Origin of the sequence: Prosthecobacter sp., assembly GCF_046154365.1 — a bacterium.
In the GTDB taxonomy this organism is placed as follows: Bacteria; Verrucomicrobiota; Verrucomicrobiia; order Verrucomicrobiales; family Verrucomicrobiaceae; genus Prosthecobacter.
The window spans coordinates 73309-97900 of the sequence record NZ_JBJXFV010000220.1 but is presented as its reverse complement, the minus strand read 5'-3'; the positions used below and the strand labels follow the sequence as shown (position 1 = coordinate 97900).

Sequence of the window (24592 nt, the reverse complement as noted above, 5' to 3'; positions counted from 1 at the left end):
AGCGTCATGTCGGCTTTGTCGATGTTTTTGCGCCATTGCTTCGCCAATCAAAACCATCCGGTTCGCTAGGTAGTCGCGCCTTCACGCCGTGAATTACAGATTGCGGTTTGCCCTGTGAAGCTGCTACAATTCTGTCCAATCGGATCCAACCCCATGCCTGCCGAACGTTTTTTTAGTTCTTTGATCGTCGCCGCGTCTTTCGCGACGGGGGGGGCGGCATTGGGTCAGCAGTCGGTATCGGCGACGGGAGCCGTGGCGGCCTTGAAGAAGCGTGAGGCAGCGCCACCGGCGGCGAAAGGCAAACCGGCCACTGCGGCACCGGTGGTCAAGCGCGAGGCACCACCAGCACCACCCAAGCCTGAGCCGCAGCCTCGGGGCATCGTCTCCGCGCTGCCCAATTTTAGTTCGCCCACCATGCCGCAGACCGCTTATGCCCGGTATCCGTGGAAGCTCGACATCATGGCCACGGTGTTCTGGGTGGGTGAGCAGCCGACGGAAAACAATCCGACGCCGAACGACAAAAGCTCCTGGGACACCAAATGGATGGATAATTTCGGCGGCTACGACGACCCTGATCCCACCAAGCGCACCGACAACTTCACTCCGATCGGCTTCACGCCGCAGCAGAACCCGTTCTATGTGGCGCTGCCCTACAACGACTGCATTGATTCCAGTGCGCACAAGCCGGAGGCCTCCAAGGTCATCCCCTGGTTCAAGCAGCGCTTCACCCGCTCCGGCAGAACGGTGCTCAAGGGCACCTGGCTGGCGATTCGCTCCGGCAGCCGCGTTTGCTACGCGCAGTGGGAGGACTGCGGCCCCTTCGTCACGGATGATCACGCATATGTTTTTGGCAGCGAACGCCCCAAAAACACCAGCAACCGGGGGGCCGGTCTCGACATTTCCCCTGCGGTGCGTGACTACCTCGGCATGTCCAGCAGCGGTCGTTGCGACTGGCGTTTTGTGGATGTGAGCGAGGTTCCAGCGGGTCCGTGGCGCACTCTGGGTGCCAACAATCACTTCGTCCGCACGCAGAAGATCGAGGCCGCCCGCGAACACACCGCCATCTCCTCCCGCCTCGAAGAACTCCGCCGCATGCGCGACGATTACTTCAAGCAAAACGGCACGGGCGCGGTGCGCTGATCACACCAGCCCGCGCCGGACCAGCGATTCTTCCATCGCCCGTTCGATCAGCATCACCGCGAGCGACTGCGTGGCGTCATCCAGTTTTTGATTCGCCGCCTTGAGTGCTGCGGCATTGTGTTCCGGTGAATCGAGCAGGCGGCGCACTTCGGCGGCGCAGGCGCGGACTTCGGCGGATTCGCCGAGCTGGGCCAGCGCGGCTTCGACGGCGGGGAGCAATTCCTCGGCTTTGAGTTTCGCCTCGGTCCAGATGCGTTCGTGCATGTCCTCGAAGGCGTATTCGACACTCTCGGCGATCATCTGCTCCACGCGTTCGTCTTCGACATCAATGGCGGTGTTGCTGATTTCGAGCGTGATGTCCTGCTTGGTGGCCGTGTCGCGGGCGAGGACGTGCAGGATGCCATTCGCGTCCAAACTGAACTGTACACCGACGCGGGCGCTGCCTTTGGGACCAGGAGGGAAGGGGATTTCGATGCGGCCTAGCTCCCAGTTGTCCTTCGCCAGCTCACGTTCGCCCTGGAGAATGCGGATGAGCATGCGGTCCTGATTCGCGACAGCGTTGGTGAACATTTCACCGGCCTTGGCAGGAATCGTCGTGTTGCGCTGGATGATGATGTTCATCAATCCGCCAAAGGTTTCGATGCCGAGTGAGAGCGGTGTGACATCGAGCAGCAGCACCTGCCGCAAACTGCCGCTCAAAATGCCCGCTTGGATCGTTGCGCCGAGCGCGATGGCTTCGTCGGGGTTCTGCGAGGTGTTTGGCTCACGCCCGAAGATTCCGCGCACATAATCGCGCACCAGCGGCATGCGCGTGCTGCCGCCGACGAGGATGACTTCGTCGAGTTGCTCGGCTTTGACACCGGCATCACTCAAAGCGCGCAGGCAATGCAGGCGTGTGCGTTCGATCCATGGGCGGGCGATTTTTTCGAGGTCCGCACGCGTGATGGTTAGAGCCTGATAAGAGGCCGTTTCATCGCTGGAGAGCCGCTTTTTGACGGCTTCGGCCGCTTCGAGCACGCGAATGTCGTTTGGCGGCAACTGGAGTCGTTCGGCGATGAATGCAGCGAGCAGGCGGTCGAGATCATCGCCGCCAAGTTGGGTGTCGCCAGCCGTGGATAGCACCTGGAAGACGCCGTCGTGCATTTCGAGCACGGAGATGTCGAACGTGCCGCCGCCGAGGTCATAGACGGCCACTTTTTGATGCTCGCCGAGCTTGTCGAGACCGTAGGCAAGCGCGGCGGCGGTCGGTTCGCTCAGGATTCGCACGACTTCGAGTCCAGCGAGTTCACCCGCACGCTTGGTGGCGTTGCGTTGCGCATCATTGAAGTAGGCGGGTACGGTAATGACGGCCTGCGACACGCTTTGCTCCAACGCGCGTTCAGCAACGGCTTTGAGATGCTTCAAAATCTCCGCCGAGACCTCGACTGGCGATGTTTTCAAATCGCCCAGAGCATAAGGCGGCACCCAGCCGCCTTCGCCGGGACGACGGCCAATGAGGCGTTTCACCGAAGTGATGGTGCGCGTGGGATATAACGCCCGTTGCCTCAACGCCACGGCTCCAACGCTGATCGTTCCATCTTGAGCGATGCAGACGACACTGGGCGTGCTGCGGCTGCCATGTTCGTCGGCGAGCAGGATGGGGAAGCCGCTATCGACGACACCGACGAGCGAGTTCGTCGTGCCGAGGTCGATGCCGAGGATGGGAGCAGATTGCATGAGGCCGGATTTTTTTAACCACTGATGGTCACTAATGGAACACTAATGAATGAGGTTTGAAATGATGGCGATCCATTGTTCCGAATTAGTGAACATTAGTGGTTTTAAGATTTGGTTTTTGGTGATTGAATCAGCGCATGGAAGCACTGACCACCACGCTGCAAACCGGAACCAACCTCACCGCAGCCCAAATCACGCTGGCGGCGGCACAGCTTGTCGATCCGGCGGTCGAATCCGTGGCGAAAGCAGATTTTTTGCGTGCACTGGCCAAGAAGGGCGAGACGCCGGCGGAGATCGCGGCGTTTGTGCAGGAGTTCTTGAAGCTGGCGGTCGATCCGAAGATTGATCGGGCGAAACTGCCAGGACCGATGCTGGATGTCGTCGGCACGGGCGGGGACAAGCTGCATCTCTTCAATGTGTCGAGCACGGCGATGTTCATCCTGGCTGCTGGTGGTGTGTGTGTGACGAAGCATGGCAACCGTGGCATCACGTCGAAGGCGGGCGGTGCGGATGTGCTGGAGGCGCTGGGCATCAAGATCGATCTGCCGGTCGAAAAAGTCGTGCATGGCATCGAAAGCATCGGGCTGGGCTTCTTTTTTGCACCGCTGTATCATCCGGCGTTCAAGGCGGTGGCGGAGGCGCGGAAGCTGCTCGCGGCGGAAGGTCAGCGCTCAATTTTCAATGTGCTGGGGCCGCTGCTGAATCCGGGCCGGCCGGACTATCAGCTCATCGGCGTGTTTGATCCGAAGCTGACACGGGTGTTTGGTGAAATCCTCCTCAAGCTGGGCCGGAAGGGTGCCTGGGTGGTGCATGGCAGCGCCGGAGCAGGGCAGGGGATGGATGAACTCTCGACGCTCGGTGTAAACGATGTCTGCCAGGTCGTGGACGGTAAGTTGAGCGAAACGCGGATCGATCCGAAGTCACTCGGCTTTGGCAAAGCAGCGCTTGATGAACTCGTCGGCGGTGATGCGGCAGAGAATGCGACGATTCTCGAAGGCGTGCTGGCCGGGACGATCAAGGGCGCGAAGCGTGACATTGCCGTCCTGAATGCGGCGGCGGGTTTCGTGATCACCGGCATGGCGACCGATCTCGTTGCAGGCAAGGCGTTGGCGGAGGAGCTGCTCAATCGCGGCGCGGCGCATGCGAAGCTGCGGGCGATGCAGGACTTGTGCTGAGGCGGACCGGAGGGGAGGTGGAGAGGTGGAGAGATGGAGAGATGGAGGGATGGAGGGATGGAGGGATGGAGGGATGGAGGGATGGAGGGATGGAGGGATGCGGCGGCGCTTTCGATAGCGAGCGCATTCATCACTCCACCAACGAGCGCCATTTTCGTGCGAGACAGCACGACGGGAGGTGTTACGATGCGCGCACTCTTTCCACCGTGCCACTGCCAACGACCAGCGAAGTGATCGACACCGTCCAGAAGCTGCCCTCCAGCACCTGGGTGACTTGGGGCACCATCGGCTTCATGTGCTTCGCGGCAGGCATCGCTTTTGTGAAGGGCGTGATGCAGCAGGTCATGCGCGTGCTGACGTTGGCGCTCTCCGTGGGCGCGGGCTGGTATGTATTCCGGCACCGGACGCAGATTTTTGGTGCCACAGGGATCAGCACCGACCACTTGCTGGTGCTCTGCATCGCCGCCGGGGCGTTGACGTATTTTGTGTGCCGAAAGGGCCTGCTGCTGCTCGCCGGCTTTGGTTTTCTAAAGCTCGCGGGCGGCGTGGATGGTTGGAAGGGCATGCTGATGAGCCTCCTGCCTTCTGGCGCACTGCTGTGGATCGGTGCCCTGGTGCTGCGCCTGATGGGAAACCTTGAGGGCATGGAAAGCGCCGCTGCGGTGATGAAAAAAGGCACTGCGCTGGAGAGCCAGGCCAAGTCCATCTGGCACAGCCTCAGCCAGCGCATGGACGGCACGCCCATCGGCAAACTCGCCACACACTTCGATCCCTACGACATCAAGGCCACCGCCAATCTCGCGCGGCTGCTCATCCTCTGGCCGGAAGGCAGCATGTGGCAGCGGCTGGCGGCGCAAAGCCCCGCCACGGCCAATGCGCTCAATCACCCGCGCATCGCGGAACTCGGCAACGATCCCGAGGTGCGCAAAGCCATCGAGAAACAGGACTTCGCCGGCCTGATGCAGATGAAAAAAGTCGAGGACGCCGCGCATCACCCTGACTTGAAGCCGGTGCTGAGCGGATTGGCGCTTGAACAAGCGATGGATTCCATCGTTTATGGCCGCCCGCAGCCGGTGCGTTTGAATTGATGCCCGGAGCGCATCCATTTCGCACCAGATCATGCCCAAGTACATCCTCACCATCGGCCTCGAAGTTCACGCGCAGCTCACCACCCAGAGCAAGATGTTCTGCGCCTGTCCGGTCGAGTATGGTGCCGAGCCGAACACGCTGACCTGCCCGACCTGCCTTGGATTACCAGGGGCGCTGCCGGTGTTGAATGCGGCGGCGATTGAGAAGACCCTTCTCACGGGGATGATGCTGGGCTGCGAGACGCCGCCGGTGGTGAAGTGGGACCGCAAAAACTACTTTTACCCGGACATGCCGAAGAACTACCAGATCACGCAGTTCGACCTGCCGCTGTGCATTGGCGGCGGCGTGCCGTTGTATGATCTGGCGTATCCGAAGGACGCGCAAAAGAGCATCGCGAATCCGGGCAAGGTGGTGAAGCTCACGCGCATCCACCTGGAGGAGGATGTGGGCAAGTCCACACATCACGAGAAGTTCACCGCCATCGACTACAACCGCGCCGGCACGCCGCTGATGGAAATCGTCAGCGAACCGGACATCGACAGCGCCGAAGAGGCCTTCGCCTACCTCACGAGTCTGCGGCAAATTTTGATCTACGGCGGCGTGAGCGATGCCGACATGGAGAAGGGCAATCTGCGCTGCGATGTGAACATTTCTTTGCGGCCCGAGGGCCAGAAGGAGTTGGGCGCGAAAATTGAGCTGAAGAATCTCAATTCGATGTCTGCCGTGCGGCGAGCGATCAAGTTTGAGACCGAGCGCCAGGCCGAGGCGCTGGATCGTGGCGAAAAACTCATTCAAAGCACCCGCCGCTGGGACGATGACCGCGGTGAGACCACGCTCATGCGCACGAAGGAAGACGCGCACGACTACCGCTACTTCCCCGATCCTGATTTGCTGCCGGTGCGCACGGCGAATTTGCTCGCCAAGGTCAAACCGCAGGTTCCTGAGCTGCCGCACGAGAAACGCGCACGCTTTGAGCAGGACTACGGTTGCAGCGCCTACGATGCCGGAGTGCTCGCGAGCGAGAAAGATCTCGCCGCGTGGTATGAAGCCGCCGTGGCTGCCGACACGAAGGTCCCGGCCAAAAAAATCGCCAACTGGGTCATCAACGACCTCCTCGGCGCTCTCAACGACCGCTCACTCACTCTCGCAGATTGCCCCGTGAAGTCCGAGGCGCTCAGTGCGCTCGTCGCCACCGTCGAAGCCGGAAAAATCTCCAACAATCAGGCCAAAGAGGTCTTCACCGAGATGTTCGAGACCGGCAAACCCGCCGCCGAGATCATCAAGGCCAAGGGATTCGAGCAGGTCAGCGACACCGGCGCTCTGGAGGCCATCGTCGAGCAAATCCTCGCCGCCAACCCCGACAAAGTCGCCGAAGTCCAGGCTGGCAACGAGAAGGCCATGAATTGGTTCACCGGTCAGGCCATGAAAGCCAGCCAGGGCAAGGCGAACCCGAAGATGGTCACCGAGATCGTGCGGAAGAAGGTGCTGGGGTAATTTCAAACGGACAAAATCATGCCGAAGAGAGAGTTGAGCCATCCGCATCAGGTCATCGACTGGCTCAACGAATGGGCTGAGCGTCTGATGGAGCCTGCGGAGATGATTTTGATCGGTTCAGCGGCCATCCTCTGGCATGTGGCGAGGATTGGCCGTGACGACCCACTGCCTGAAAACAGCATGGATGCCGATCCGGTGACGGAAAGCGACGCCATCGCCGAACTGGCCTACGATGCCCTGATCGGCAGCGAGTTCGAGCAGACGCACGGCTGGCATGTGAACTTGATGCCGCGCATGGTGCTGGATCACCTGCCAGCAGGATGGCGCGACCGTTCTTTTTCAAAAACCTATCGCGACAGACTGACCGTGATTGTTCCGACGGCGGCCGATCTCCTGGCACCCAAAATCGCGCGCAACGAAGCCCGAGACCGGGCGCATGAGGCTTTTGCAGCCAGCTTGGACCTGATTTGAGCGGCGTTGCAGGTTCTGTTGTGCAGTGGCATACTTGGTGCCCATGACTCTGCCCCCACATCACCGCTGGCCCCTGCTCCTGCATGATCAGGCGCGGCTGGAGTATGGTCGCTTGCTGTGGAAGCGGCCTTCCGCCAAAAAGCGGCTGCTCAAGCATTGGAATGACGAAAAGCACCCTTATGCCCGGCGTTTCTCCCAAACCTACCGCCCTTGGGTGGAGAAGGTGCTGGAGGCCGGACCGGAGGCGGATGATGCCCTTGATGAAGAACTGAGCCGCCATGGGCTGAGCCTGCGAGTGGTCGTGCGCGAGATTCCGCCGGTCTTTGGCAGCTTCTACTGAGGCTGGGCGGCCCTCCCACAAACCCCTTGCACCTTGGGAGCGGGCGGCTATTCTCCGCGCCCTTTTTCAGACTACCCCCAGCCCCTTTACTCACCATGTCCCAACATAGCAGCCTCAAGACTTCCGGCTCCGTCGGCACCAAGCGCAGTGTTTTGAAGCGCGGCGAGCGCGTCAAGCTGCTCAAATCCCGTGGACTTTGGAAGGAAGGCCGTCTCGCGACGAATCTGCCCAAGACCAAGCCCGAATAAGGCTTCCCCGTGCGCCTCAATCGTTATCTCAGCCAGTGCGGCGTGGCCTCACGGCGTGGCGCGGAGGAAATCATCCTCGGCGGTCGTGTGTCGATCAACGGCCACATCATCAAGGAACTCGCCACCCAGGTACAGCCTGACGACAAAGTCGTTGTAGATGGCTCTCCAGTGCGCACCGAGACGCCGGTCGTTCTCGCGTTGAACAAGCCGAAGGGCTACCTCTGCTCCCGTGGCGACACGCACGAGCGCATGACGATCTATGATCTGCTGCCGCTGAAGTATCAGAACCTGCATCACGTCGGTCGTCTCGACAAAGAAAGCGAAGGCCTCATTCTCCTGACGAATCGCGGTGATCTTTCCCACCGGATCATTCATCCGAGCCAGGGAGCCGAAAAGGAATACGAAGTCGTCGTCGATCAGCCGCTGAACGCGGAAGTGATGGCGAAACTCGTCAAAGGCATGATGACCGAGGAAGGTTTCGCCCGTGCTGAGCGTGCCTGGGTGGACACCGGCTACCGGGCGCACATCGTTTTGAAGATGGGCCTCAAGCGCCAGATCCGCATGATGCTTTACTACCTCGGTTACGAGGTCACACGCCTCACACGCATCCGCATCGGCTGGATGAAATTGCATGGCCTGGCCAAAGGTGCCTACAAAGAACTCACGCCCACCGAGGTCGAGCGTTTCTTCAAAGAAGAACCCGCCAAGCCGCGTCTCGAGCGCAAGCCTGCTGCGGAGAAGGAAGGTGATGAAGAGCGCCGTCCGGCCCGTTCATCCACTCGCGATCCCGAGGCCCGCGAACCTCGCAGCTTCAAACCCACTCGTGGTGGCAAAAAAAGCGGCCCACCGCGTCGTGGCGCTGCCGAGGACAAGCCTTCCCGCTTCAAGCCGAAGCGTGATGCCTTCAGCCCGCGATCACGCTCAGGCGAAGCGGGGCGGGGCGAAAAACCACGGGGGCGCTCAGGTCCGCCAGTTCGCCGTCCAGCCCCACGGGGGCCACGCCGGCCATCCAAATAAAGCTTTGTTCAAACCTCCGGCTCTTTGAGCCACTGCTCGATCAGCCGTTTCCAGTCTGAAAATAAGACTTCGCTTTCGTGAAGCCGGATCGCCTTGAGCATGGTCGGAATACGGTCGCAGAAACGGCGATACTGCGCGGCGATGGCCTTGCCGCCCGGCAGCGAACCACCGGAATGAAAGTCGTTCAGCCATTCCCGTGTCACGCTGATGGCTGTCGGCTGATCGTTGTGATGGGCCTTGATGTCCTGCCCGGCGATGTCGGAGAGGAACTTTTGGAAACGATAGCGTTCGACATCGAGAACCAGAAGTCGCTTCTGCGCCTGACTTTTGCCGCCAAAATGAGCCGCGCCGACGCAGATGCCCAGCTCAAAGGGCATGTTGAATCGCGGCAGCCCATTCTCACGATCCAAGGCCGTGCGTGAGATGTCATGGATGCTCAGGCGCGACTCAAGGATTAGCCGGAGAATCTTTGCCAGTCTGACCTCGCTGGCGTCCTGAACTTCCAGTGCGCAACGTGCGTTGAAACCACAGAATGTGACCGTGAACGTGATGGCCCTCAGCAGCGGCAGATACTCTTCATCAAACGGGCAGTTGATGAACACATTCTTGCCATAGTCTGCCGGAGCACGGCTGCTCATGCCGGTTTTTGCTGCGCCTTTTCCTCCGCGAGCGCCGCGCGCACCGCTTTCTTCAACTCAGAAGTGGGGATGCTGCCTCCGCGGTAGCCCGGCGGATACCACTTGTACTCAAGATCGCCGAAGTGGAAAATCTTGGGCTTTGGCAGGCGTCGCGCTTTGGTGGTCTTGGCAGGCATGCGAACATGATAGGCACACGGTTTGGATTCTCAAGCACCGCCTTCAAACCACCACGCTCAGGTGAAACGGCGCGGGGCGAAAAACCACGGGGGCGCTCAGGTCCGCCAGCTCGCCGTCCAGCTCCACGGGGGCCTCGCCGCAGTCCGCCGTCACGGTAAATTCTTTCGCCTGGAGGTAGTCGAGGTCTTCGCACTCCTGGTAACCGTCGAGCAGCATGCCGCGCAGCAATTGCAGGAACTCCATGCCGCCGAGGCCGCGAAAGATGATCATATCGAGCAGGCCGTCGGTATTCGAAGCATCGCGGAACAACGGAAACGGCCCGCCGTAGTGCTTGCCGTTGCCGATGAGCACCACCGTGCCCAGCAGCGGTGCTTTGCCCTCGATTTGCACGCTGAGGGTCGGCGGCGTCTGCATCAGCACGTTCACGGCGCTCATCACGTAACTGAGCGGTCCGTATTTTTTCTTCTGCTCCCAGGATGTCTCCTGCACGATCTGCGCATCCAGGCCCACGCCCGCGAGCTGGGCGAAATACATGTCGTTCGCCATCCACAAATCGACTTCACGGCGTTGCCCGGAGGTAATTTCGCGCCAGCAGCCTTCGATGTCCCGGCCCGGCAGCTTCAGCTCCACGGAGAACACATTCATCGTGCCCAGCGGCAGCACGCCCAGCGCCGTGTGCTTTTCGCCCGGCTTTCGGCGGGCGTTGGCGCGGCAGATGCCTTGCAGGACTTCGTTCATTGTGCCATCGCCGCCGGCGGAAACGACGAGTTCACGCCCCTCTGTCGCCAGTCGCTCGGCGATCACCGTCGCGTCGCCGGGCCCCTTGGTGAGATGCAGTTCCGGCTCGGGGGAGAGCTGGCGCAGCGCCTGTTCCAGCGCCGCCGCTTTCGTGCTGCGAGCGGCTGGGTTCAAAATTACCGGAATGGGCATTGCGGGACGATGTATGGCACGTTGCGCCGACTTGGCAAAGCCTCATGCCTGCCCGCTTGTGAAACTTTTCACAAAATCGGGTTGCCGCTCTCCATGCGGCTCCGATAATCGCCTGCCTTCCCCCCCATTTTCATGCCCGCTCCTGCTGAAGCCCCCGTTGCCACTCCCACCGCACCACCGCCTGCCGACCAGGTGAATGTGCAGATCGACGGCGTCTGGCTCAAGTTCCCCAAAGGCACGCGCATGATCGAAGCGTGCAAACAGGCGAAAAAAGAAGTCCCGCACTACTGCTACCACCCCAAATTGTCCTCTCCCGGCAACTGCCGCATGTGCCTCGTCGAGATGGGCATGCCGCCGCGTCCCGCGCCCGGCACCGAGCCAGAAAAAGACGAGCATGGCATGCCAAAGATCGGCTGGATGCCACGCGCCGTCATCGCGTGCGCCAACACCGTTGCTGAAGGCATGGGCATCCGCACCGACTCGTTGCTCACGCAGGAATGCCGCAAAGGCGTGATGGAATTCCTCCTCATCAATCACCCGCTCGACTGCCCCATCTGCGATCAAGCCGGCGAATGCCGCCTCCAGGAGTTCAGCGTCGAGCACGGCAAAGGCGAGAGCCGCTTCCGCGAAGACAAGGTCAAGAAGCCGAAGAACGTCGATATCGGCCCGCGTGTGCGCCTCGATGACGAGCGCTGCATCATGTGCAGCCGCTGCATCCGCTTCACCGCCGAGATCGCCGACGATCCGGTGCTCGGCTTCACCGAACGCGGCAGCCACACGACACTCGCCGTGCATCCCGGCAAGCGCCTCGAAAACAACTACTCGCTCAACACGGTGGACATCTGCCCCGTCGGCGCACTCACCAGCAACGACTTCCGCTTCCAGCAGCGTGTGTGGTTCCTCACCGAAACCAACAGCATCTGCACCGGCTGCGGCCGTGGTTGCAACATGGAGATCGGCGCACGCGGTGAAACCGTCTATCGCCAGACCCCACGCGACAACAACGCCGTCAACTCCTCCTGGATGTGCGACAGCGGCCGTCTCGACTTCCATTTCGTGAACAGCGAATTCCGCCTCACCGATCCGATGATCAAGACCGGCGGCAAACACAACATTGCCACTTGGAAAGCCGCGCTCAGCAACATCGCCACCGCGTTGGCCGGCAAGAAAGGCGAAGAAATCGCCATCATCGCCAGCGCGCGCATGACGAACGAGGAATTGTTCTTCGTGAAGCGCCTCGCCGCCCAACTCGGCACCACCAACGTCGATGTCATCCCCCGCACCGGCGGCTCCGACAACTACCTCCGCGCCGACGACCTCAATCCGAACACTAACGGGGCCAAACTCATCCTCGGCATCGAACCCGGAGCCAAACTCGCTGAAATTCACGAACTCATGAGCCGTGGCCGCCTCCGTGCCGTGCTCGCTCTCGGCGAAAACCTGCTCAAAGTCGGCTTTGCGCAGCGCGACCTCGAAAAAGTCCCGTTCATCGCCTCCTTGCACATCCTCGCCAACGCCAGCGCTGAACTCAGCGATGTCGTCCTCCCCGGCACCGCTTACGCCGAGAAGCGCGGCAGTATGATCAACGTCACCGGCCGTCTCCAGCGCCTGAACAAGGCCGTCAAAGCTCCTGGCCACGCCCACGACACCTGGGAAATCCTCCGCGACCTCATCGTCGCCCTCGGCGGCAGCAACGGCATCCACACCGCCGAAGACGTCTTCAAACGCCTCACCACCGAAGTGAGCGCCTTGAATGGCCTCACCTTCTCCAAGATCGGTGACCAGGGCGTTCAAGTGCTCGAAACTGCTGAGAAAATCCCGCTGCTGGATCGCGAGAAAGAGCGCAAATCGAAGGGTATCATCGTCGGTTGAGTGTGAGGCCGTGCGCCTGTAGTCATAGGCCGCATGCCGCCCTCCACTTTGCCACGTCCCGAACTTCTCTCTCCTGCCGGAAACTGGGACTGTGCGCGTGCAGCCGTCGCCAACGGCGCGGATGCGATTTACTTTGGCATGCCGCGCTTCAATGCGCGATTGCGGGCGGACAACTTCACCGCTGAAGACCTGCCGGAGTTGATGAAGTTTCTCCATGAGCATGGGGTGAAGGGCTATGTGGCCTTCAACACGCTCATCTTCACCAAGGAACTGCCGGATGCCGAAACCCAGCTTCGTTTGCTCGAAGACAGCGGTGTGGATGCCGTGATCGTGCAGGATCTCGGCCTTGCGCGCATGGTGAAGGCGCTCACACCGAAGCTGCGGCTGCATGCGAGCACGCAGATGACGATTACTTCGCCCGAGGGCCTCGAATTCGCGAAGCAGCTCAACATCGACCAAGCGGTGCTCGCGCGTGAGCTTTCCATGCGCGAGCTGGAGCGCTTCAAAGACGCGCAGGTGCCGCTCGAAGTGTTTGTGCATGGGGCCTTGTGTGTCGCTTACTCGGGGCAGTGTCTCACCAGCGAGTCGTTGGGTCGTCGCAGTGCGAATCGCGGTGAATGCGCGCAGGCTTGCCGCATGCCGTATGACATGATCGTCGATGGCGAACAACGTGACCTCGGTGACAAGCGCTACCTGCTTTCGCCGCAGGACCTTGCTGCGGTGGATGAAATTCCGCGCCTGATCGAGCTGGGCATCCGCAGCTTCAAGATCGAAGGTCGTCTCAAAACGCCGGAATACGTCGCTGGTGTCACGCAGGTCTATCGTGCGGCCATTGATCGTGCGCTGGCCAATCAACCGGCTCCTGCGAGTGATGCAGATCGATATGCGCTCGAAATGACGTTCTCACGCGGCCTTTATCCCGGCTGGATGCACGGCGTGAACCATCAGGAGCTTGTCGGTGCTTACTACGGCAAGAAGCGTGGGCCGTATGTCGGCCAGGTCACGCGCATTCTTGGTGCGGACACGCTGGAACTCGATGAATTGCACATCGCCATGAAGCCGGGCGACGGCGTCGTCTTTGAAAACCTTGCCGACACGAACTACGAGCAAGGCGGCAGCGTCTATGAGATGCGCGGCAGCGCCCTGAGCTTCCGTCACGGGCATTTGCGCATGGAAGACGTGCAGATCGGCATGCGTGTCTTCAAAACGAGTGATCCAGCGCTCAACCGGGCCTTGCGGCAGTCGTTTGAGGGAGACATTCCGATTCGGAAGCAGCGCCAGCTTGATCTCCACGTCACGGGCAAAGTCGGCGAACCGCTCGTTGTGCATAGCGGTGTTCATAGCATTGCCTCCACCATGGCGTTGCAGGCCGCGATGAAGCGGCCGCTGACGCCGTCCGCCTTCATCGAGCAGTTCAGCCGCCTCGGCGGCACGGAGTTCGAACTCGGCAGCGTGCAATTTGATGTCGAAGGCGAAGTCATGCTGCCCATCAGTGAGCTGAACCGGATGAGGCGTGATTTGATTGCCTTGGCGAGCGTCGCCGATTTGTCGGCAAAGCAAACTCCGGCAAGCACGGGGACACTCGAATCTCTCATGCCATCGCGTGGGAATGCCAATGCACCGGCGGAACTCCAGCTTCATGCGTTGTGCCGCACGCTGGCGCACATCGACGCGGCGCTGGTGCTCGGCATTCCGCGTCTCTACCTCGATTTCGAAGACATCCGCCGCTATGCGGACGCGGTGAAGCACATCAAGGCCAGCAGCGACACGGCGCAGGTCTGGCTGGCGACGCCACGCATTCAGAAGTCGGGCGAGGTCGGTTTCTTCAAGCTCATCGAGCGTGCGGAGCCGCATGGCGTGCTCATTCGCAATCTCGGAGCCATTTCGTTCTTCCAGGACGCGAAAATCCCGATGACGGGCGATTTTTCGCTCAACGTGGCGAATCCGCTGACCGCTGAGATCTTGAAAAAGTCCGGCCTGGAGCGGTTGACCGTCAGCTACGACCTCAACATCGAGCAGGTGGTCGATCTGCTCGCTGCGGCACCGCCGTCGTGGTTTGAACTCACGCTGCACCAGCACATGCCGATGTTTCACATGGAGCACTGCGTCTTTGCCGCGTTCATGAGCAACGGCACCGATTTCACCAACTGCGGCCGCCCCTGCGACCGCCATCGGGTCCACCTGCGTGACCGCGTGGGTATGAATCACCCGTTGAAGGCCGATGTCGGCTGCCGCAACACGCTGTTCAATGCCGTGGCGCAAACGGGCGCGCAATTTTTTGCCGAACTTCGCGAGCACGGCCTGAGCTGCTTCCGCGTCGAGCTGCTCGAAGAAGACGCCGATGAGGCGATGATCGTCCTGCGCACCTACCAGGAGCTGTTGGCCGGTCAGCGCGATGGTGACGAGATCTGGCGTGATTTGAAGGCCCAAAGCCAGCTCGGGGTCACCCGCGGAACATTGCAGGAACTTTCTTGAACTGGGCGCGTTTACCACGACAATCAAGCCGCCATGCCCAGGCACGTTCCCGACGATTTTAGTTTCCTGCCAACCGTCGATTCGACGGAGGAGGATGCCATTGAGAAAGAAGCCCTGTGGGAGACGGGACGTCGCCAGCCGCAGCCTGGGGCGGTAGAGCCGGAGCAGCCGGTGCATGAGGAGTCTCCGGTGGTTGCACCAACGCCGCAGGCTCCACCCCGTTCCGTTCAGGTGCCGCAGTCAGCGAAGAAGGAGCGCATTTTCGAGGCCGATGTAGCAGAAGCAGGACGGCTGCCGAAAGCGCCTGCGGAACCAGGGCAGGATGGACGTGCCTTGTGGGAGGCGTTTGAAAAGGAACAGGCCGCGGTGGCCAGCCCTCCGCAAGAAAAGGCGGTAGCAAAACCCAAGCAGCCGGAAGCGCCCCTGCCCGTGCCGCGTGCCCCTGAAGCCGTGCGGCTGCGGGATGAAAAAAACAGCGGGCCGGTGGCGACACCGGCGGTCTCTTTCAGTGGACGGCGTGCGCAGGAGAAGGCTGGTGCGCCGGTCTCACCGCCGCCGATGCCGACAGGGAAGGCCAAAATGGAGTCATTGCCCCAGGCGCAAGAGCCGGCAGACACCTTGGCAAACCCCAAGCCGTTCATCGCGCCGAAACCTGCGCCGACGGAGCCAGAGGATCCAGACACGGCCAAAAAAACCCGCTGGCGGAAGCTGGCGGAAAAAGTGGGTGTGAGTTCGCTGGGCTTGAGCGTGGGCGTGCATCTGTTCCTGCTGTCGATCGCGGCCTTCGTCGGTGTCACGCAAGTGATGGAGCGGCAGGTGGACTTCCTGCCCGGTGGCAGTTCACCGCAGTCGCAGGCCGCTGCCGAGGAGTTGACGCACAAGATTCAGCAGAAGAAAAACCCCTGGCTGAAGACAAAGCCGCAGATGCGCAAGCTCGCGGTGCAGTCGCTGACGGCGAATGTGGTGCTGCCGGAGATGCCGCCGATGGACATGATGGATTTTTCGAAGATCAACAACCGCATGGACATCAGCAAAGCGGGTGTGCTGGGGGCGAGTAAGCCGCTGGGCATGGGCGCGGGTGGCGCGGGCGGTGGTTTCGGTGCCGGGATCGGACGTGGCGGCAAGTTCAGTTTCGTGGGCCAGACCGCCATCGGGCGGCGGGTGGTGTTTGTTGTGGATGTGTCGGGTTCCATGTCCGCCATCGGGCAGGGGGAGAAAATCTCGCGCTTTGATCTGCTGAAAAAGGAGCTGGTTAAGAGCATCAGCCAGATCCCCATGGGAACCGCTTACCAGATTCTGTTCTTTTCCGACTTCGCCTGGCCGCACAACGAGGTGGACAGCCGGAAACCAGACGCGCTCCTCAAGTACCGCTGGGAGATCGAACCGAAGGATTTCAAGCAGGTGAAGATCCCCACTTTCAAATTCCTCCAAGCCAGCCCGTTCTCGCTGCAGGACAGCCGGGAAATCATCGAACGGTCGGACAATCCAGGCGGCACCAACTGGGGGTCGGGGCTGCTCATGGCGCTGAACGCCAGCCCGAAGCCTGATGTGATCTTTTTCATGACCGACGGCAACCGGTCTGACGAAATGGGCTGGATTGACATCATCACGGCCGAAAACAAACGCCGGGCACCCATGACGGTGATTCACACCAGCGCGATGCAGCAGCCGGATGCTGCGCGCGAACTGGATGATCTGGCGAGGCGCAACAACGGCAAGTTCACCGTGGTGATGGGCGAGGGCAAAGTCATCAAGGGCGAGGACTTCTTCAAAATGAAGTAGCGCTGGTCAGGCCACCGCTTGGAGCGCGGCAGTCACTTCATCCATCGGCAGGCCGACGACGTTCGTAAACGAGCCTGTCATGTGGTCGAGCAGCATGTCCGTGCAGGCCTGGATGCCGTAGGCACCGGCTTTGTCGAGCGGGTTCACTTGGGCGTGGTAGGCGTGGATAATCGCATCGGTGAGCGGCTTGAACGTGACGTGAGTGATCACATGCAAGGCATGCTCCACGCTGCCGTCACACGCAAACACCACGCCGGTGCAGACCTCGTGCGTGCGGCCGGAGAGACGACGCACCATGTGCAGCGCCTCGGCCATGTCCGCAGGCTTACCCAGCGGCTCGCCATCCACATAAACCAGCGTGTCAGCGCCGAGCACGAGCGCTCCGGGCCTCAACACACTTCCGGCGAGTGCTTTGCGCCGGGCGTTTTCGATCGTGAGCGCTTCCGGCGTCAGTGCGGCATCGTGTGCCTCCTCGACCTGCGGCAGGATGATTTCAAATTCAAAACCTGCTGCGTGCAGCAGCTCAACACGACGCGGCGAGGCGGAGGCGAGCACCAGCGGACGTTGCGTCCCGTGCTGGCTCACGCGCGCTGCTCCACGATCTTCACCACTTCATCCGCACGGATCAGTGCATCGCGCTTCTGCGGGGTGCGGTAGCGGTAGTAGCCGGTCTTTTCCTGATACTGCGGCTCACCGGCGCTGAGCACCTCACGGCCGTCCTTGAGCTTGATCGTGTACGGTGCGGTGGATGCCAGCATGCTGGGCATGGAGCAGGCAGCGAGGGAGATGGCGGGCAGGATCAGCAGGAGGCGGCGCATGGTGTTCATGGCTATTGGTAGAAGTGGAACGGTGGCATTCAGATGCGACTTTCGACGATTCTGTTCATCCTTCATGCCGGTGACATTTTCAAGCATGAGGATGAAGCAGCTTGAAGCAGCAGCCGTGCCTTTTAACCTGCCCGCATGAGTGAAAAATTTCCCCCGGCCATCGGCATCATCGGCGGTTCCGGCTTGTACGACCTCGAAGGCTTGGAAAATCGTGAGGAAATCAACGTGGAGACACCGTTTGGCAACCCTTCGGATGCGCTGGTGACAGGCACGTTGGCAGGACGTCGCGTCTATTTCCTGCCACGGCATGCCAAAGGCCACCGCATCCTGCCCACCGAGCTGAACCACCGTGCGAATCTCTGGGCGCTGCGCAGCCTGAACGTGCGCTGGATCATCGCCGTCACCGCTGTGGGCAGCCTGCAAGAGCAATACCATCCGCGTGACATCGTCCTGCCGGATCAGTTCTTCGACCGCACCAGCCGCCGTGATCAGCATACCTTCTTTGGCCGTGGCATCGTCGGTCATGTCTCCTTTGGTGACCCCATTTCGGCCGGTCTGCGCTCGCTGCTGCATGACGCCGCCGTGGCCCAAGGCCGCCGCGTCCACAACGGTGGCACCTACGTCTGCATGGATGGTCCCGCTTTCTCCACGCGGGCGGAATCGAACGCACACCGCCAGCTTGGCTTCGATGTCATCGGCATGACGAACCTGCCCGAGGCCAAACTTGCCCGCGAAGCCGAGATCGCCCTCGCCACGCTGGCGATGATCACGGATTACGACTGCTGGAAGGTCGAGGAAGAAGCGGTGACCGCCGAATCCGTCATCGGCCATCTGCATGCCAATGTCGCCGCCGCGAAAGCCATCCTCGCGCAGGTCATTCCGCAGATTCCCACCGAGCCGAACTGGCCGGAGCATCGTGCGCTCGACACCGCACTCATGACCGATCGCAAACTGTGGCCGGAACAGACGGTGGAAGATCTGCTGCCGATGTTGCAGCGGTTTCTGTGAGGCTGATCAATCCTCCATCAGCTTCACCGCCAGGCGGCGCATGAACTGGCGTTCCGGGAGGTTGCCGAGGCGTTCGTAGGCCTCGTCGAGATTGCGCAGGATGCGCAGCAGGGTGCCATCGGCGGTGGCGGGTTCGCGAATGAGGTCTTCCATGCCGGGATTGGCGGCGGGATGATGCTTCGCTACGTCAGCGGCCAGCATGAAGCGGCCGCGGTTGAAGCAATCGACCAGCCAGGTTTTGTCGCGATAGGTGACGCGGGAGAGGAAGTGGCCGGGGAAGTTGCAGCCTTCGATTTCGAGGCCAAAACGCTGCCCCAGCAGGCGGTAGAGGCAGCAGAGGCTGATCGGATTGCCCAGGCCGGTGTCGAACACCCAGAACAGATTGCTGTTGGCGGGTGAGTAGTAGTCCTTGCTGTTGCCACGGAAGCGTGTGATGCCGCCACGCGGCGCGAACAGCCATTGCGCGAGTTCATGCGCGTCCATGCGGCCATTTTCGGCAAAGGCTTCCTCCGCCATCGCGTCGAGCCGTTTGGCGAGATCGGCAGACTGCGTCTTCCAGCCGTTCAAGAAGGCGGAAAGCTGGCTCAAGCCTTCCTCAAGCTGCGCATCCGGGCCGTCCATCCAGCGCCAGCGCATCCAGGTTTCTTCGAGTTCGGTGCGGCGTGCCGGATCGAGCATCTGCGCCACGAGACGCTCCTCATCAGCGCTGAGCGGCGTCTCCAGCGTCTCAATGCGCTGCGGGAGTTCACGCCGCATGCCGGTCAGCTCCTGCTTCACCGCCTGACGCACGACTTCGGAGTCGTCGTCCAGCAATTTGATGAGATGGCTCAGGTGAGCGAGCGCGGGCATGGCATGGTGTTAGCATGACCGGCGCATCCAACGCAATGACGAAATGTGTCAGTGCCGGATTTCCATCCGGCCCACAGGTTTTAACCGAAGTTCCGCCCTTCGGTCATCATGCCTTCCCTGGCCTGCACCGCTTCAGCGTCATTGATGCCAAGGACATCAATGGTGGCACGAGCGCGGGCGGTGCGGCCAAACAACCAGGCACCATGCCATTCAAAATGCTCCTCCCAAACATCATGACGTGGATGAAACAGCGGCGTGATCTGCCCCTCGACTGGATTAACCCCCGCCACGTTCGGCCCCTTGCGGGCATTGCAGCGCAGGCAGGCAAACGCGAGATTTTGCTCCTGGGAATCGCCCCGATGCTTCTGGGCGATGATGTGATCCACCTGGAATGGCATGATGGTCCATTCCGGGCGCAGATGGCAGTACTCGCAGCGGTGTTGCGCCCGGGCACGCACGGTGGCGGCGACGGCTGGCGTCACCCGGCTCATGCTGCGGGCCTGAGTTCGCGCAGATAAAGACGGGCCTTGGACTGCATCAGATCCACCAGGGTTCCCAGCCGCAGATAGCTTTCCATCTCACGCTCCTCGTCCTTGGTGAGAATGCCCTGGTTGGCACGGTCGGCGAGTTCAGAGGCACGCTCCTGGTCTTCCGAGGAGAAGTTGAGCTTGAGCACGGCCTGCGCGGCCTGTTCCGACCAGCCACAGCGGCGCGGATCGACGAGGCGCTGCAGAATGGCGGCTTCTGGCGGTTGAACGTTACCTGTCATGTGAAAATGATGACTGTTTGCTCAATGTCATTAACTTAATGACATTGACTGTTTGCTCATATCAGCGCAAGCACGAATCTAGGCCGTCGTCACAGCCGGATTTCCATCGCCTTCGCGGCACGGTGGGCCTTGGCGCGGGCTTCGTTGATGTTCTCGGCACGGGCGAGGGTCACGGCCATGCGGCGCTGGCCGCTGACGTTGGGTTTGCCAAAGAGGCGGATCTGCGTGTCGGGTTCGGCGAGCACCTTGTCGAGCGCACCGAATTGAACCTTGGCTGATTCACCTTCCACGAGCACAGCACAGCTCGCGCTGGGGCCGTGCTGGTGGATGTTGGGAATGGGCAGGCCGAGGATGGCGCGCACATGCAGCGCGAACTCGCTCAAATCCTGTGAAATGAGCGTGACGAGGCCGGTGTCATGCGGACGCGGCGAAACTTCGCTGAAGATCACGTCGTCGCCTTTGATGAACATCTCGACGCCGAAGAGTCCGCGGCCCCCAAGCGCTTCAGTGATGGCTCCGGCCATGTGTTCGGCGGCAGCGAGGGCTTGTTTCGACATCGGATGCGGCTGCCAGGACTCGCGGTAGTCGCCTTTGATCTGCGTGTGGCCCACGGGAGCGCAGAACGACGTGCCGCCGGCATGCCGCACGGTGAGCATGGTGATCTCGTAGTCGAAATCGACGAAGCCTTCGACGATGACCTTGCCCTTGCCGGCGCGACCACCTTCCTGGGCGTATTTCCACGAGTGTTCGATGTCGGCGGCGGTTTTGACGACGCTCTGACCCTTGCCGGAGCTGCTCATGATCGGCTTGATGACGCAGGGCATGCCGATTTTTGCAATCGCGGCCCGGAACTCCTCTTCGGTGGCCGCAAACACATACGGCGAGGTCTTGAGGCCGAGTTCTTCAGCGGCGAGGCGACGGATGCCTTCGCGGTTCATCGTGAGTTTGGCCGCACGGGCGGTGGGCACGACGCGGAAGCCTTCATTTTCGAGTTCCAGTAGCGTGTCGGTGGCGATGGCTTCGATTTCGGGCACGATGCAGTCGGGTTTCTCCACTTCCACGAGGCGGCGCAACGCCTCACCATCCAGCATCGAGACGATATGGCTGCGATGCGCGACCTGCATGGCCGGCGCATTCGCGTAACGATCCACGGCGATGACCTCGCAGCCGAGACGTTGCAGTTCGATAACGACTTCTTTGCCCAACTCGCCGGAGCCGAGGAGCATGACTTTCGTTGCGGTGGAGGAGAGGGGGGTGCCGATGCGTGCCATGCGTGGATTTAGGCTTGCAGTTGGCATGCTTCAAATCGCAATTAACATGGGTCATGCCTTATCCCGGCCCGCCAGTTGAATCTCGTACGCGGCGGATGCTGCAACCCGTGTGGTCGGCATTTGTAGATCTGATCTATCCACGCCTGTGCAGCGTGTGTCATGTGCCGCTGGGAGACGAGGCATCCGGGTATTTTTGCCGTACCTGTGAAGATGCGTTGCCATTGGTGGAGTCGCCGTATTGCAAGGTGTGCGGCGAGGTCTATGACGGTGCGTTCACGCATGCGTTCCGCTGCATGAACTGTGACGGGCGCAAACTGGCGTTTGAATTTGCCGTGGCGGCGTGTCGTGCGGAGGAGGCGGTGCGGGAGCTGGTGCATCAGTTCAAGTATGAGCGGCGGCTGCATCTGCGGGGTGTGCTGGCCACGCTGCTGCTGCGTACGTTGGAAGAACCCCGGCTGGCGCAGGAAAATCTCGCGGACTGGCTGCTGGTGCCGGTGCCGCTGCATCGCAGCCGGGAAATGGACCGCGAGTTCAATCAAAGCTGGGAGCTGTGCCTGCGGCTGTCGCAATTAACCGGGATTCCCGCCGCGAACGTGCTCGTCCGTATTCGCGAGACGGACTCGCAGGCGAATCTGGATCGTGATGAACGGCTGCGGAACCTGCGGGGTGCCTTTGCGCTGCGGCAATCCCGGTTTTGGCAGAAAATCAGCAGCACCCAGGGCCGCCGTATCCTGCTGGTGGACGATGTTTTCACCACGGGAGCGACGACCAGTGAATGCGCCCGGATTTTGCGGCGTGAGGGTGGGGCAGAAAAAGTGGTGGTCATCACCGTTGCACGCGGCTAGGATCGCCCCCGCGTCCGGCCTAGGCCGGGCCTGACAGTGCGAACGCCAGGCGGATTTCCGCTGCGGCACCTCCTGCGACATGCCACTCGGGGAGACGCGCCATCAGGTCCGCCGCCGCAGGATGCCCACACTGACTGAACTACCATGGGATTTTTCAAAAAACGCTCCGTTGACGATCTAGGCGAAAAGAAACGCGACATGCCAGAAGGCCTCTGGACGAAATGTCCGTCATGCAATGAAAGCCTCTTTGAGCAGGCGCTCGCCAAAAACCTCCGCGTCTGCACCAGTTGCGGCTACCACTTCACCATCGGCTCGGACGAGCGCATCGCCAGCCTGGTGGACGAAGGCAGCTTCGTCGAGATGGACCAGAAGCTCGATTCCGTGAACGCCCTCGGCTTCAAAGGCTATTTGGACAAGGTGAAGGCGTATCAGGTGAAAACCGGACTGACTGAGGCCGTCGTCACCGGTCGTGCCACCATCGAAGGCGTCGCCGTGCTGGTTGCGATCATGGATTTCCGCTTCCTCGGCGCCAGCATGGGCAGCGTAGTGGGCGAAAAAATCACCCGCGCCATCGAGGCCGCCACCGCCGAGCGCAAGCCGGTCATCGTCTTCTCCGCCTCCGGCGGCGCCCGCATGCACGAGGGCATCCTGAGCCTCATGCAGATGGCCAAGACCAGCGGTGCCCTGGCCCGTCATGCCGAAGCGCGCCTGCCCTACATCTCCGTGCTCACGCATCCGACCACTGGCGGCGTCACCGCCAGCTTCGCCACCCTCGGCGACATCATCATTGCCGAGCCGAAGTGCATGATCGGCTTCGCCGGCCCGCGTGTGGTGAAGGAAACCACGCACGCTGACCTGCCCCCCGGCTTCCAGACCGCCGAGTTCATGATGCAGCACGGCCTAGTCGATATGATTGTGGACCGCAAGGACATGCGGCCCACGCTGGCGAAGGTGCTGCGTTACATGGTCGTGGCAAAGAAGGCGTAACGGCTTCGTTTCAGGCAAATAGGAGCCTGCATGCCGCTGTGGCTGATTTTAGGTTGCTCGGTCCTGCGTTCCATCCTGAACCCGCAGATGTCGCGTGTGTCGCCGGATGCTGTCGTAGGCTGGGTGTGGCGTAAGCCCGCCCGGCTGAACGGTGCGCACTGAGCGAACCAACGCCCAACGCAGACGACCGGGCTGTCGCCACAGTCATTCTACCTCATGCCGGCGGCGCACCTCAGGCCCAACGGGCTTGCGTCATGGAGACAATAATGATGCCAGGCATTCAGTTGTTGCACCCGCCAGGTTTTTGACCAACTTCCGTTGCCATGAAATCCGCGCTATCCATTGATTCTCAACCGCTCCCGCTCGAAGAACAGCTTGTCGGCGTGAACGCCAAAACCGGTCTCTATCCCGGCGCGCGTTCTTGGTCTGGCGGTCGGCGGCGCATTCTGGGCAAAGGGCCCTTGGAATCCTACTGCTACCATGTCATGTCCCGCACCTGCGGTGGCGAGGTGTTCTTTGATGACGTGGAGAAAGAGGCGCTGCGGCGCGTCCTCTGGCGGATGGCGGAGTTTTGTGGCATCAAGGTCGTGACCTACTGCTTGATGGGCAATCACTTTCACCTGCTGGCCGAGGTGCCGCAGCGCGAGACGTGGCTGGAACGCTTCGATGGCCCACAGGGCGAAGCGAAGCTGCTGGAGCACCTGCGCATCCTCTACAGCAAGACCTACGTGGGCCTGTTGCGCGATGAACTCAGCGACCTGCGCCAGCGTGGCCTAGAGTCACTGGCGCAACAGAAGATCGAGACGCTCAAGCGGCGCTTTTGTGAGCTGTCCTTGTTTGTGAAGGAAGTGAAAGAGCGATTCAGCCGCTGGTTCAACAAGCGGCGCGGACGCCGTGGCACGCTGTGGATGGACCGTTTCAAGAGCGTGCTGGTGGAAGGCAAAGGCGAGGCGCTGCGCACGATGGCGGCTTACATCGATCTTAACCCGGTGCGTGCGGGGCTGGTGCAGGATCCGAAGGACTACCGCTGGTGTGGTTATGCCGAGGCATTGGGCGGCAGTCGGAGGGCACAGCGCGGACTGTGCAAGGCCATCGGCAAGCCGGTGGACGGCTGGCAGGAGGCGGGAGCTGCGGAGGCGTATCGCTGCATTCTCTTTGATGAAGGCCGGGAGGTGAAGGACGCGCAGAATGTGACGGTGGTGGAGCGCGGCGTGAGCGTGGAATCCGCCCGAGTGGTGCTGGCGGGGCGAGGGAAGCTAAGTTCGACGGAGCTGGTGCGCCTGCGTGTGCGCTACTTCAGTGACGGGGCCATCCTGGGCAGCAAGGCGTTTGTGGAGGGCATTTTCGAGGCGCAACGCGAGAACTTTAGCCCGAAGCGGAAGCATGGGGCCAAACGCATCAGCGAATTCACCCAGCCGTTTTACTCGTTGCGCCAGCTTCGCAAGGCCCCCGTCGGTTGAATTCATCCATAA

General features: G+C 61.2%; 25 protein-coding genes. 15 read left to right on the top strand and 10 right to left on the bottom strand.

Features of this window, described 5'->3' with window-relative positions; all coding sequences use genetic code 11:
* Positions 1-153 precede the first annotated feature (153 nt).
* Positions 154-1140, top strand: coding sequence for a hypothetical protein (locus ACKVY0_RS28115; protein ID WP_409218199.1), 987 nt, complete (start codon positions 154-156; stop codon positions 1138-1140).
* On the opposite strand, the gene ACKVY0_RS28110 is transcribed toward ACKVY0_RS28115, so the two are convergent.
* Positions 1141-2856 (bottom strand): Hsp70 family protein, encoded by a 1716-nt coding sequence (locus ACKVY0_RS28110; protein WP_409218198.1) that lies wholly within the window; start codon positions 2854-2856, stop codon positions 1141-1143.
* A 137-nt stretch (positions 2857-2993) separates the two neighbouring features.
* On the opposite strand from ACKVY0_RS28110, the gene trpD reads away from it, so the two are divergent.
* The 7 genes from trpD to ACKVY0_RS28075 all read left to right on the top strand — a co-directional run bounded on the left by trpD (position 2994) and on the right by ACKVY0_RS28075 (position 8690).
* Positions 2994-4031 (top strand): anthranilate phosphoribosyltransferase, encoded by a 1038-nt coding sequence (gene trpD / locus ACKVY0_RS28105; protein WP_409218197.1) that lies wholly within the window; start codon positions 2994-2996, stop codon positions 4029-4031.
* 206 nt (positions 4032-4237) lie between these two features.
* Positions 4238-5119 (top strand): hypothetical protein, encoded by an 882-nt coding sequence (locus ACKVY0_RS28100; RefSeq protein WP_409218196.1) that lies wholly within the window; start codon positions 4238-4240, stop codon positions 5117-5119.
* 31 nt (positions 5120-5150) lie between these two features.
* Positions 5151-6614, top strand: coding sequence for an Asp-tRNA(Asn)/Glu-tRNA(Gln) amidotransferase subunit GatB (gatB, locus tag ACKVY0_RS28095; protein WP_409218195.1), 1464 nt, complete (start codon positions 5151-5153; stop codon positions 6612-6614).
* Positions 6615-6716: 102 nt separating this feature from the next.
* The gene (locus ACKVY0_RS28090; RefSeq protein ID WP_409218194.1) at positions 6717-7085 is read left to right on the top strand and encodes a hypothetical protein; all 369 of its coding nucleotides are present in this window, start codon (positions 6717-6719) and stop codon (positions 7083-7085) included.
* A gap of 43 nt (positions 7086-7128) precedes the next feature.
* Positions 7129-7425, top strand: coding sequence for a hypothetical protein (locus ACKVY0_RS28085; RefSeq protein ID WP_409218193.1), 297 nt, complete (start codon positions 7129-7131; stop codon positions 7423-7425).
* Between the two features lie 95 nt (positions 7426-7520).
* The gene (locus tag ACKVY0_RS28080; protein ID WP_409218192.1) at positions 7521-7673 is read left to right on the top strand and encodes a small basic protein; all 153 of its coding nucleotides are present in this window, start codon (positions 7521-7523) and stop codon (positions 7671-7673) included.
* A 9-nt stretch (positions 7674-7682) separates the two neighbouring features.
* A complete protein-coding gene (locus tag ACKVY0_RS28075) occupies positions 7683-8690 on the top strand; it encodes a pseudouridine synthase (RefSeq protein WP_409218191.1) in 1008 nt (335 codons plus the stop codon).
* 8 nt (positions 8691-8698) lie between these two features.
* On the opposite strand, the gene ACKVY0_RS28070 is transcribed toward ACKVY0_RS28075, so the two are convergent.
* Genes ACKVY0_RS28070 through ACKVY0_RS28060 form a run of 3 tightly spaced genes read right to left on the bottom strand, consistent with a single transcriptional unit; the run spans position 8699 to position 10435 of the window.
* The gene (locus ACKVY0_RS28070; protein WP_409218190.1) at positions 8699-9328 is read right to left on the bottom strand and encodes a hypothetical protein; all 630 of its coding nucleotides are present in this window, start codon (positions 9326-9328) and stop codon (positions 8699-8701) included.
* The gene (locus ACKVY0_RS28065) at positions 9325-9504 is read right to left on the bottom strand and encodes a hypothetical protein (RefSeq protein ID WP_409218189.1); all 180 of its coding nucleotides are present in this window, start codon (positions 9502-9504) and stop codon (positions 9325-9327) included. The genes ACKVY0_RS28070 and ACKVY0_RS28065 overlap by 4 nt, the downstream gene beginning before the upstream one ends.
* Before the next feature lie 43 nt (positions 9505-9547).
* On the bottom strand, positions 9548-10435 hold the full coding sequence (locus ACKVY0_RS28060; RefSeq protein WP_409218188.1) for a diacylglycerol/lipid kinase family protein: 888 nt from the start codon (positions 10433-10435) through the stop codon (positions 9548-9550).
* 132 nt (positions 10436-10567) lie between these two features.
* Here ACKVY0_RS28060 and ACKVY0_RS28055 point away from each other — a divergent pair, with 132 nt between their 5' ends.
* Genes ACKVY0_RS28055 through ACKVY0_RS28045 form a run of 3 tightly spaced genes read left to right on the top strand, consistent with a single transcriptional unit; the run spans position 10568 to position 16564 of the window.
* Positions 10568-12307: a molybdopterin-dependent oxidoreductase gene (locus tag ACKVY0_RS28055; RefSeq protein ID WP_409218187.1), complete on the top strand. Its 1740-nt coding sequence runs from the start codon at positions 10568-10570 to the stop codon at positions 12305-12307.
* Positions 12308-12340: 33 nt separating this feature from the next.
* Positions 12341-14782, top strand: a complete 2442-nt coding sequence (locus ACKVY0_RS28050) for a DUF3656 domain-containing U32 family peptidase (RefSeq protein WP_409218186.1) — start codon at positions 12341-12343, stop codon at positions 14780-14782.
* Between the two features lie 33 nt (positions 14783-14815).
* Complete coding sequence (locus tag ACKVY0_RS28045; RefSeq protein WP_409218185.1) at positions 14816-16564, top strand: hypothetical protein; 1749 nt, start codon at positions 14816-14818, stop codon at positions 16562-16564.
* Between the two features lie 6 nt (positions 16565-16570).
* Here the strand turns inward: ACKVY0_RS28045 and ACKVY0_RS28040 are convergent, their stop codons facing one another.
* On the bottom strand, positions 16571-17149 hold the full coding sequence (locus ACKVY0_RS28040; protein WP_409218184.1) for a Maf family protein: 579 nt from the start codon (positions 17147-17149) through the stop codon (positions 16571-16573).
* Positions 17146-17382 carry a YgdI/YgdR family lipoprotein gene (locus ACKVY0_RS28035; protein ID WP_409218183.1) on the bottom strand — a complete coding sequence of 79 codons (237 nt, stop codon included), beginning with the start codon at positions 17380-17382 and terminating at the stop codon, positions 17146-17148. Before ACKVY0_RS28035 ends, ACKVY0_RS28040 begins: the two co-directional genes overlap by 4 nt.
* Before the next feature lie 144 nt (positions 17383-17526).
* Between ACKVY0_RS28035 and mtnP the strand changes: the two genes are divergently transcribed.
* Positions 17527-18399, top strand: a complete 873-nt coding sequence (mtnP, locus tag ACKVY0_RS28030; RefSeq protein WP_409218182.1) for an S-methyl-5'-thioadenosine phosphorylase — start codon at positions 17527-17529, stop codon at positions 18397-18399.
* Positions 18400-18405: 6 nt separating this feature from the next.
* Here the strand turns inward: mtnP and ACKVY0_RS28025 are convergent, their stop codons facing one another.
* The 4 genes from ACKVY0_RS28025 to purT all read right to left on the bottom strand — a co-directional run bounded on the left by ACKVY0_RS28025 (position 18406) and on the right by purT (position 21288).
* Positions 18406-19248 (bottom strand): transglutaminase-like domain-containing protein, encoded by an 843-nt coding sequence (locus tag ACKVY0_RS28025; RefSeq protein ID WP_409218181.1) that lies wholly within the window; start codon positions 19246-19248, stop codon positions 18406-18408.
* Between the two features lie 80 nt (positions 19249-19328).
* Complete coding sequence (locus tag ACKVY0_RS28020; RefSeq protein ID WP_409218180.1) at positions 19329-19739, bottom strand: HNH endonuclease; 411 nt, start codon at positions 19737-19739, stop codon at positions 19329-19331.
* Positions 19736-20017 (bottom strand): hypothetical protein, encoded by a 282-nt coding sequence (locus ACKVY0_RS28015; RefSeq protein ID WP_409218179.1) that lies wholly within the window; start codon positions 20015-20017, stop codon positions 19736-19738. Before ACKVY0_RS28015 ends, ACKVY0_RS28020 begins: the two co-directional genes overlap by 4 nt.
* A gap of 89 nt (positions 20018-20106) precedes the next feature.
* The gene (gene purT / locus ACKVY0_RS28010; protein ID WP_409218178.1) at positions 20107-21288 is read right to left on the bottom strand and encodes a formate-dependent phosphoribosylglycinamide formyltransferase; all 1182 of its coding nucleotides are present in this window, start codon (positions 21286-21288) and stop codon (positions 20107-20109) included.
* A 53-nt stretch (positions 21289-21341) separates the two neighbouring features.
* On the opposite strand from purT, the gene ACKVY0_RS28005 reads away from it, so the two are divergent.
* From ACKVY0_RS28005 to ACKVY0_RS27995, 3 genes are all read left to right on the top strand, one after another.
* A complete protein-coding gene (locus tag ACKVY0_RS28005) occupies positions 21342-22133 on the top strand; it encodes a ComF family protein (RefSeq protein ID WP_409218177.1) in 792 nt (263 codons plus the stop codon).
* A gap of 144 nt (positions 22134-22277) precedes the next feature.
* Entirely contained in the window at positions 22278-23120 is an 843-nt protein-coding gene (gene accD / locus ACKVY0_RS28000) for an acetyl-CoA carboxylase, carboxyltransferase subunit beta (protein WP_409218176.1), read from the top strand.
* 323 nt (positions 23121-23443) lie between these two features.
* A complete protein-coding gene (locus ACKVY0_RS27995; protein WP_409218175.1) occupies positions 23444-24580 on the top strand; it encodes a transposase in 1137 nt (378 codons plus the stop codon).
* Positions 24581-24592 lie beyond the last annotated feature (12 nt).

What these genes read in the sequence shown, in the direction of transcription:
- ACKVY0_RS28070 (WP_409218190.1), bottom strand. Translation starts at nt 9,328, where the DNA reads ATGAGCAGCCGTGCTCCGGCAGACTATGGCAAGAATGTGTTCATCAAC.
- trpD (WP_409218197.1), top strand. Translation starts at nt 2,994, where the DNA reads ATGGAAGCACTGACCACCACGCTGCAAACCGGAACCAACCTCACCGCA.
- ACKVY0_RS28015 (WP_409218179.1), bottom strand. Translation starts at nt 20,017, where the DNA reads ATGACAGGTAACGTTCAACCGCCAGAAGCCGCCATTCTGCAGCGCCTC.
- ACKVY0_RS28035 (WP_409218183.1), bottom strand. Translation starts at nt 17,382, where the DNA reads ATGCGCCGCCTCCTGCTGATCCTGCCCGCCATCTCCCTCGCTGCCTGC.
- ACKVY0_RS28065 (WP_409218189.1), bottom strand. Translation starts at nt 9,504, where the DNA reads ATGCCTGCCAAGACCACCAAAGCGCGACGCCTGCCAAAGCCCAAGATT.
- ACKVY0_RS28085 (WP_409218193.1), top strand. Translation starts at nt 7,129, where the DNA reads ATGACTCTGCCCCCACATCACCGCTGGCCCCTGCTCCTGCATGATCAG.
- ACKVY0_RS28020 (WP_409218180.1), bottom strand. Translation starts at nt 19,739, where the DNA reads ATGAGCCGGGTGACGCCAGCCGTCGCCGCCACCGTGCGTGCCCGGGCG.
- ACKVY0_RS27995 (WP_409218175.1), top strand. Translation starts at nt 23,444, where the DNA reads ATGAAATCCGCGCTATCCATTGATTCTCAACCGCTCCCGCTCGAAGAA.
- ACKVY0_RS28115 (WP_409218199.1), top strand. Translation starts at nt 154, where the DNA reads ATGCCTGCCGAACGTTTTTTTAGTTCTTTGATCGTCGCCGCGTCTTTC.
- ACKVY0_RS28060 (WP_409218188.1), bottom strand. Translation starts at nt 10,435, where the DNA reads ATGCCCATTCCGGTAATTTTGAACCCAGCCGCTCGCAGCACGAAAGCG.
- ACKVY0_RS28045 (WP_409218185.1), top strand. Translation starts at nt 14,816, where the DNA reads ATGCCCAGGCACGTTCCCGACGATTTTAGTTTCCTGCCAACCGTCGAT.
- ACKVY0_RS28090 (WP_409218194.1), top strand. Translation starts at nt 6,717, where the DNA reads ATGATTTTGATCGGTTCAGCGGCCATCCTCTGGCATGTGGCGAGGATT.
- ACKVY0_RS28005 (WP_409218177.1), top strand. Translation starts at nt 21,342, where the DNA reads ATGCCTTATCCCGGCCCGCCAGTTGAATCTCGTACGCGGCGGATGCTG.
- ACKVY0_RS28110 (WP_409218198.1), bottom strand. Translation starts at nt 2,856, where the DNA reads ATGCAATCTGCTCCCATCCTCGGCATCGACCTCGGCACGACGAACTCG.
- gatB (WP_409218195.1), top strand. Translation starts at nt 5,151, where the DNA reads ATGCCCAAGTACATCCTCACCATCGGCCTCGAAGTTCACGCGCAGCTC.
- accD (WP_409218176.1), top strand. Translation starts at nt 22,278, where the DNA reads ATGGGATTTTTCAAAAAACGCTCCGTTGACGATCTAGGCGAAAAGAAA.
- ACKVY0_RS28050 (WP_409218186.1), top strand. Translation starts at nt 12,341, where the DNA reads ATGCCGCCCTCCACTTTGCCACGTCCCGAACTTCTCTCTCCTGCCGGA.
- mtnP (WP_409218182.1), top strand. Translation starts at nt 17,527, where the DNA reads ATGAGTGAAAAATTTCCCCCGGCCATCGGCATCATCGGCGGTTCCGGC.
- ACKVY0_RS28025 (WP_409218181.1), bottom strand. Translation starts at nt 19,248, where the DNA reads ATGCCCGCGCTCGCTCACCTGAGCCATCTCATCAAATTGCTGGACGAC.
- ACKVY0_RS28055 (WP_409218187.1), top strand. Translation starts at nt 10,568, where the DNA reads ATGCCCGCTCCTGCTGAAGCCCCCGTTGCCACTCCCACCGCACCACCG.
- ACKVY0_RS28080 (WP_409218192.1), top strand. Translation starts at nt 7,521, where the DNA reads ATGTCCCAACATAGCAGCCTCAAGACTTCCGGCTCCGTCGGCACCAAG.
- purT (WP_409218178.1), bottom strand. Translation starts at nt 21,288, where the DNA reads ATGGCACGCATCGGCACCCCCCTCTCCTCCACCGCAACGAAAGTCATG.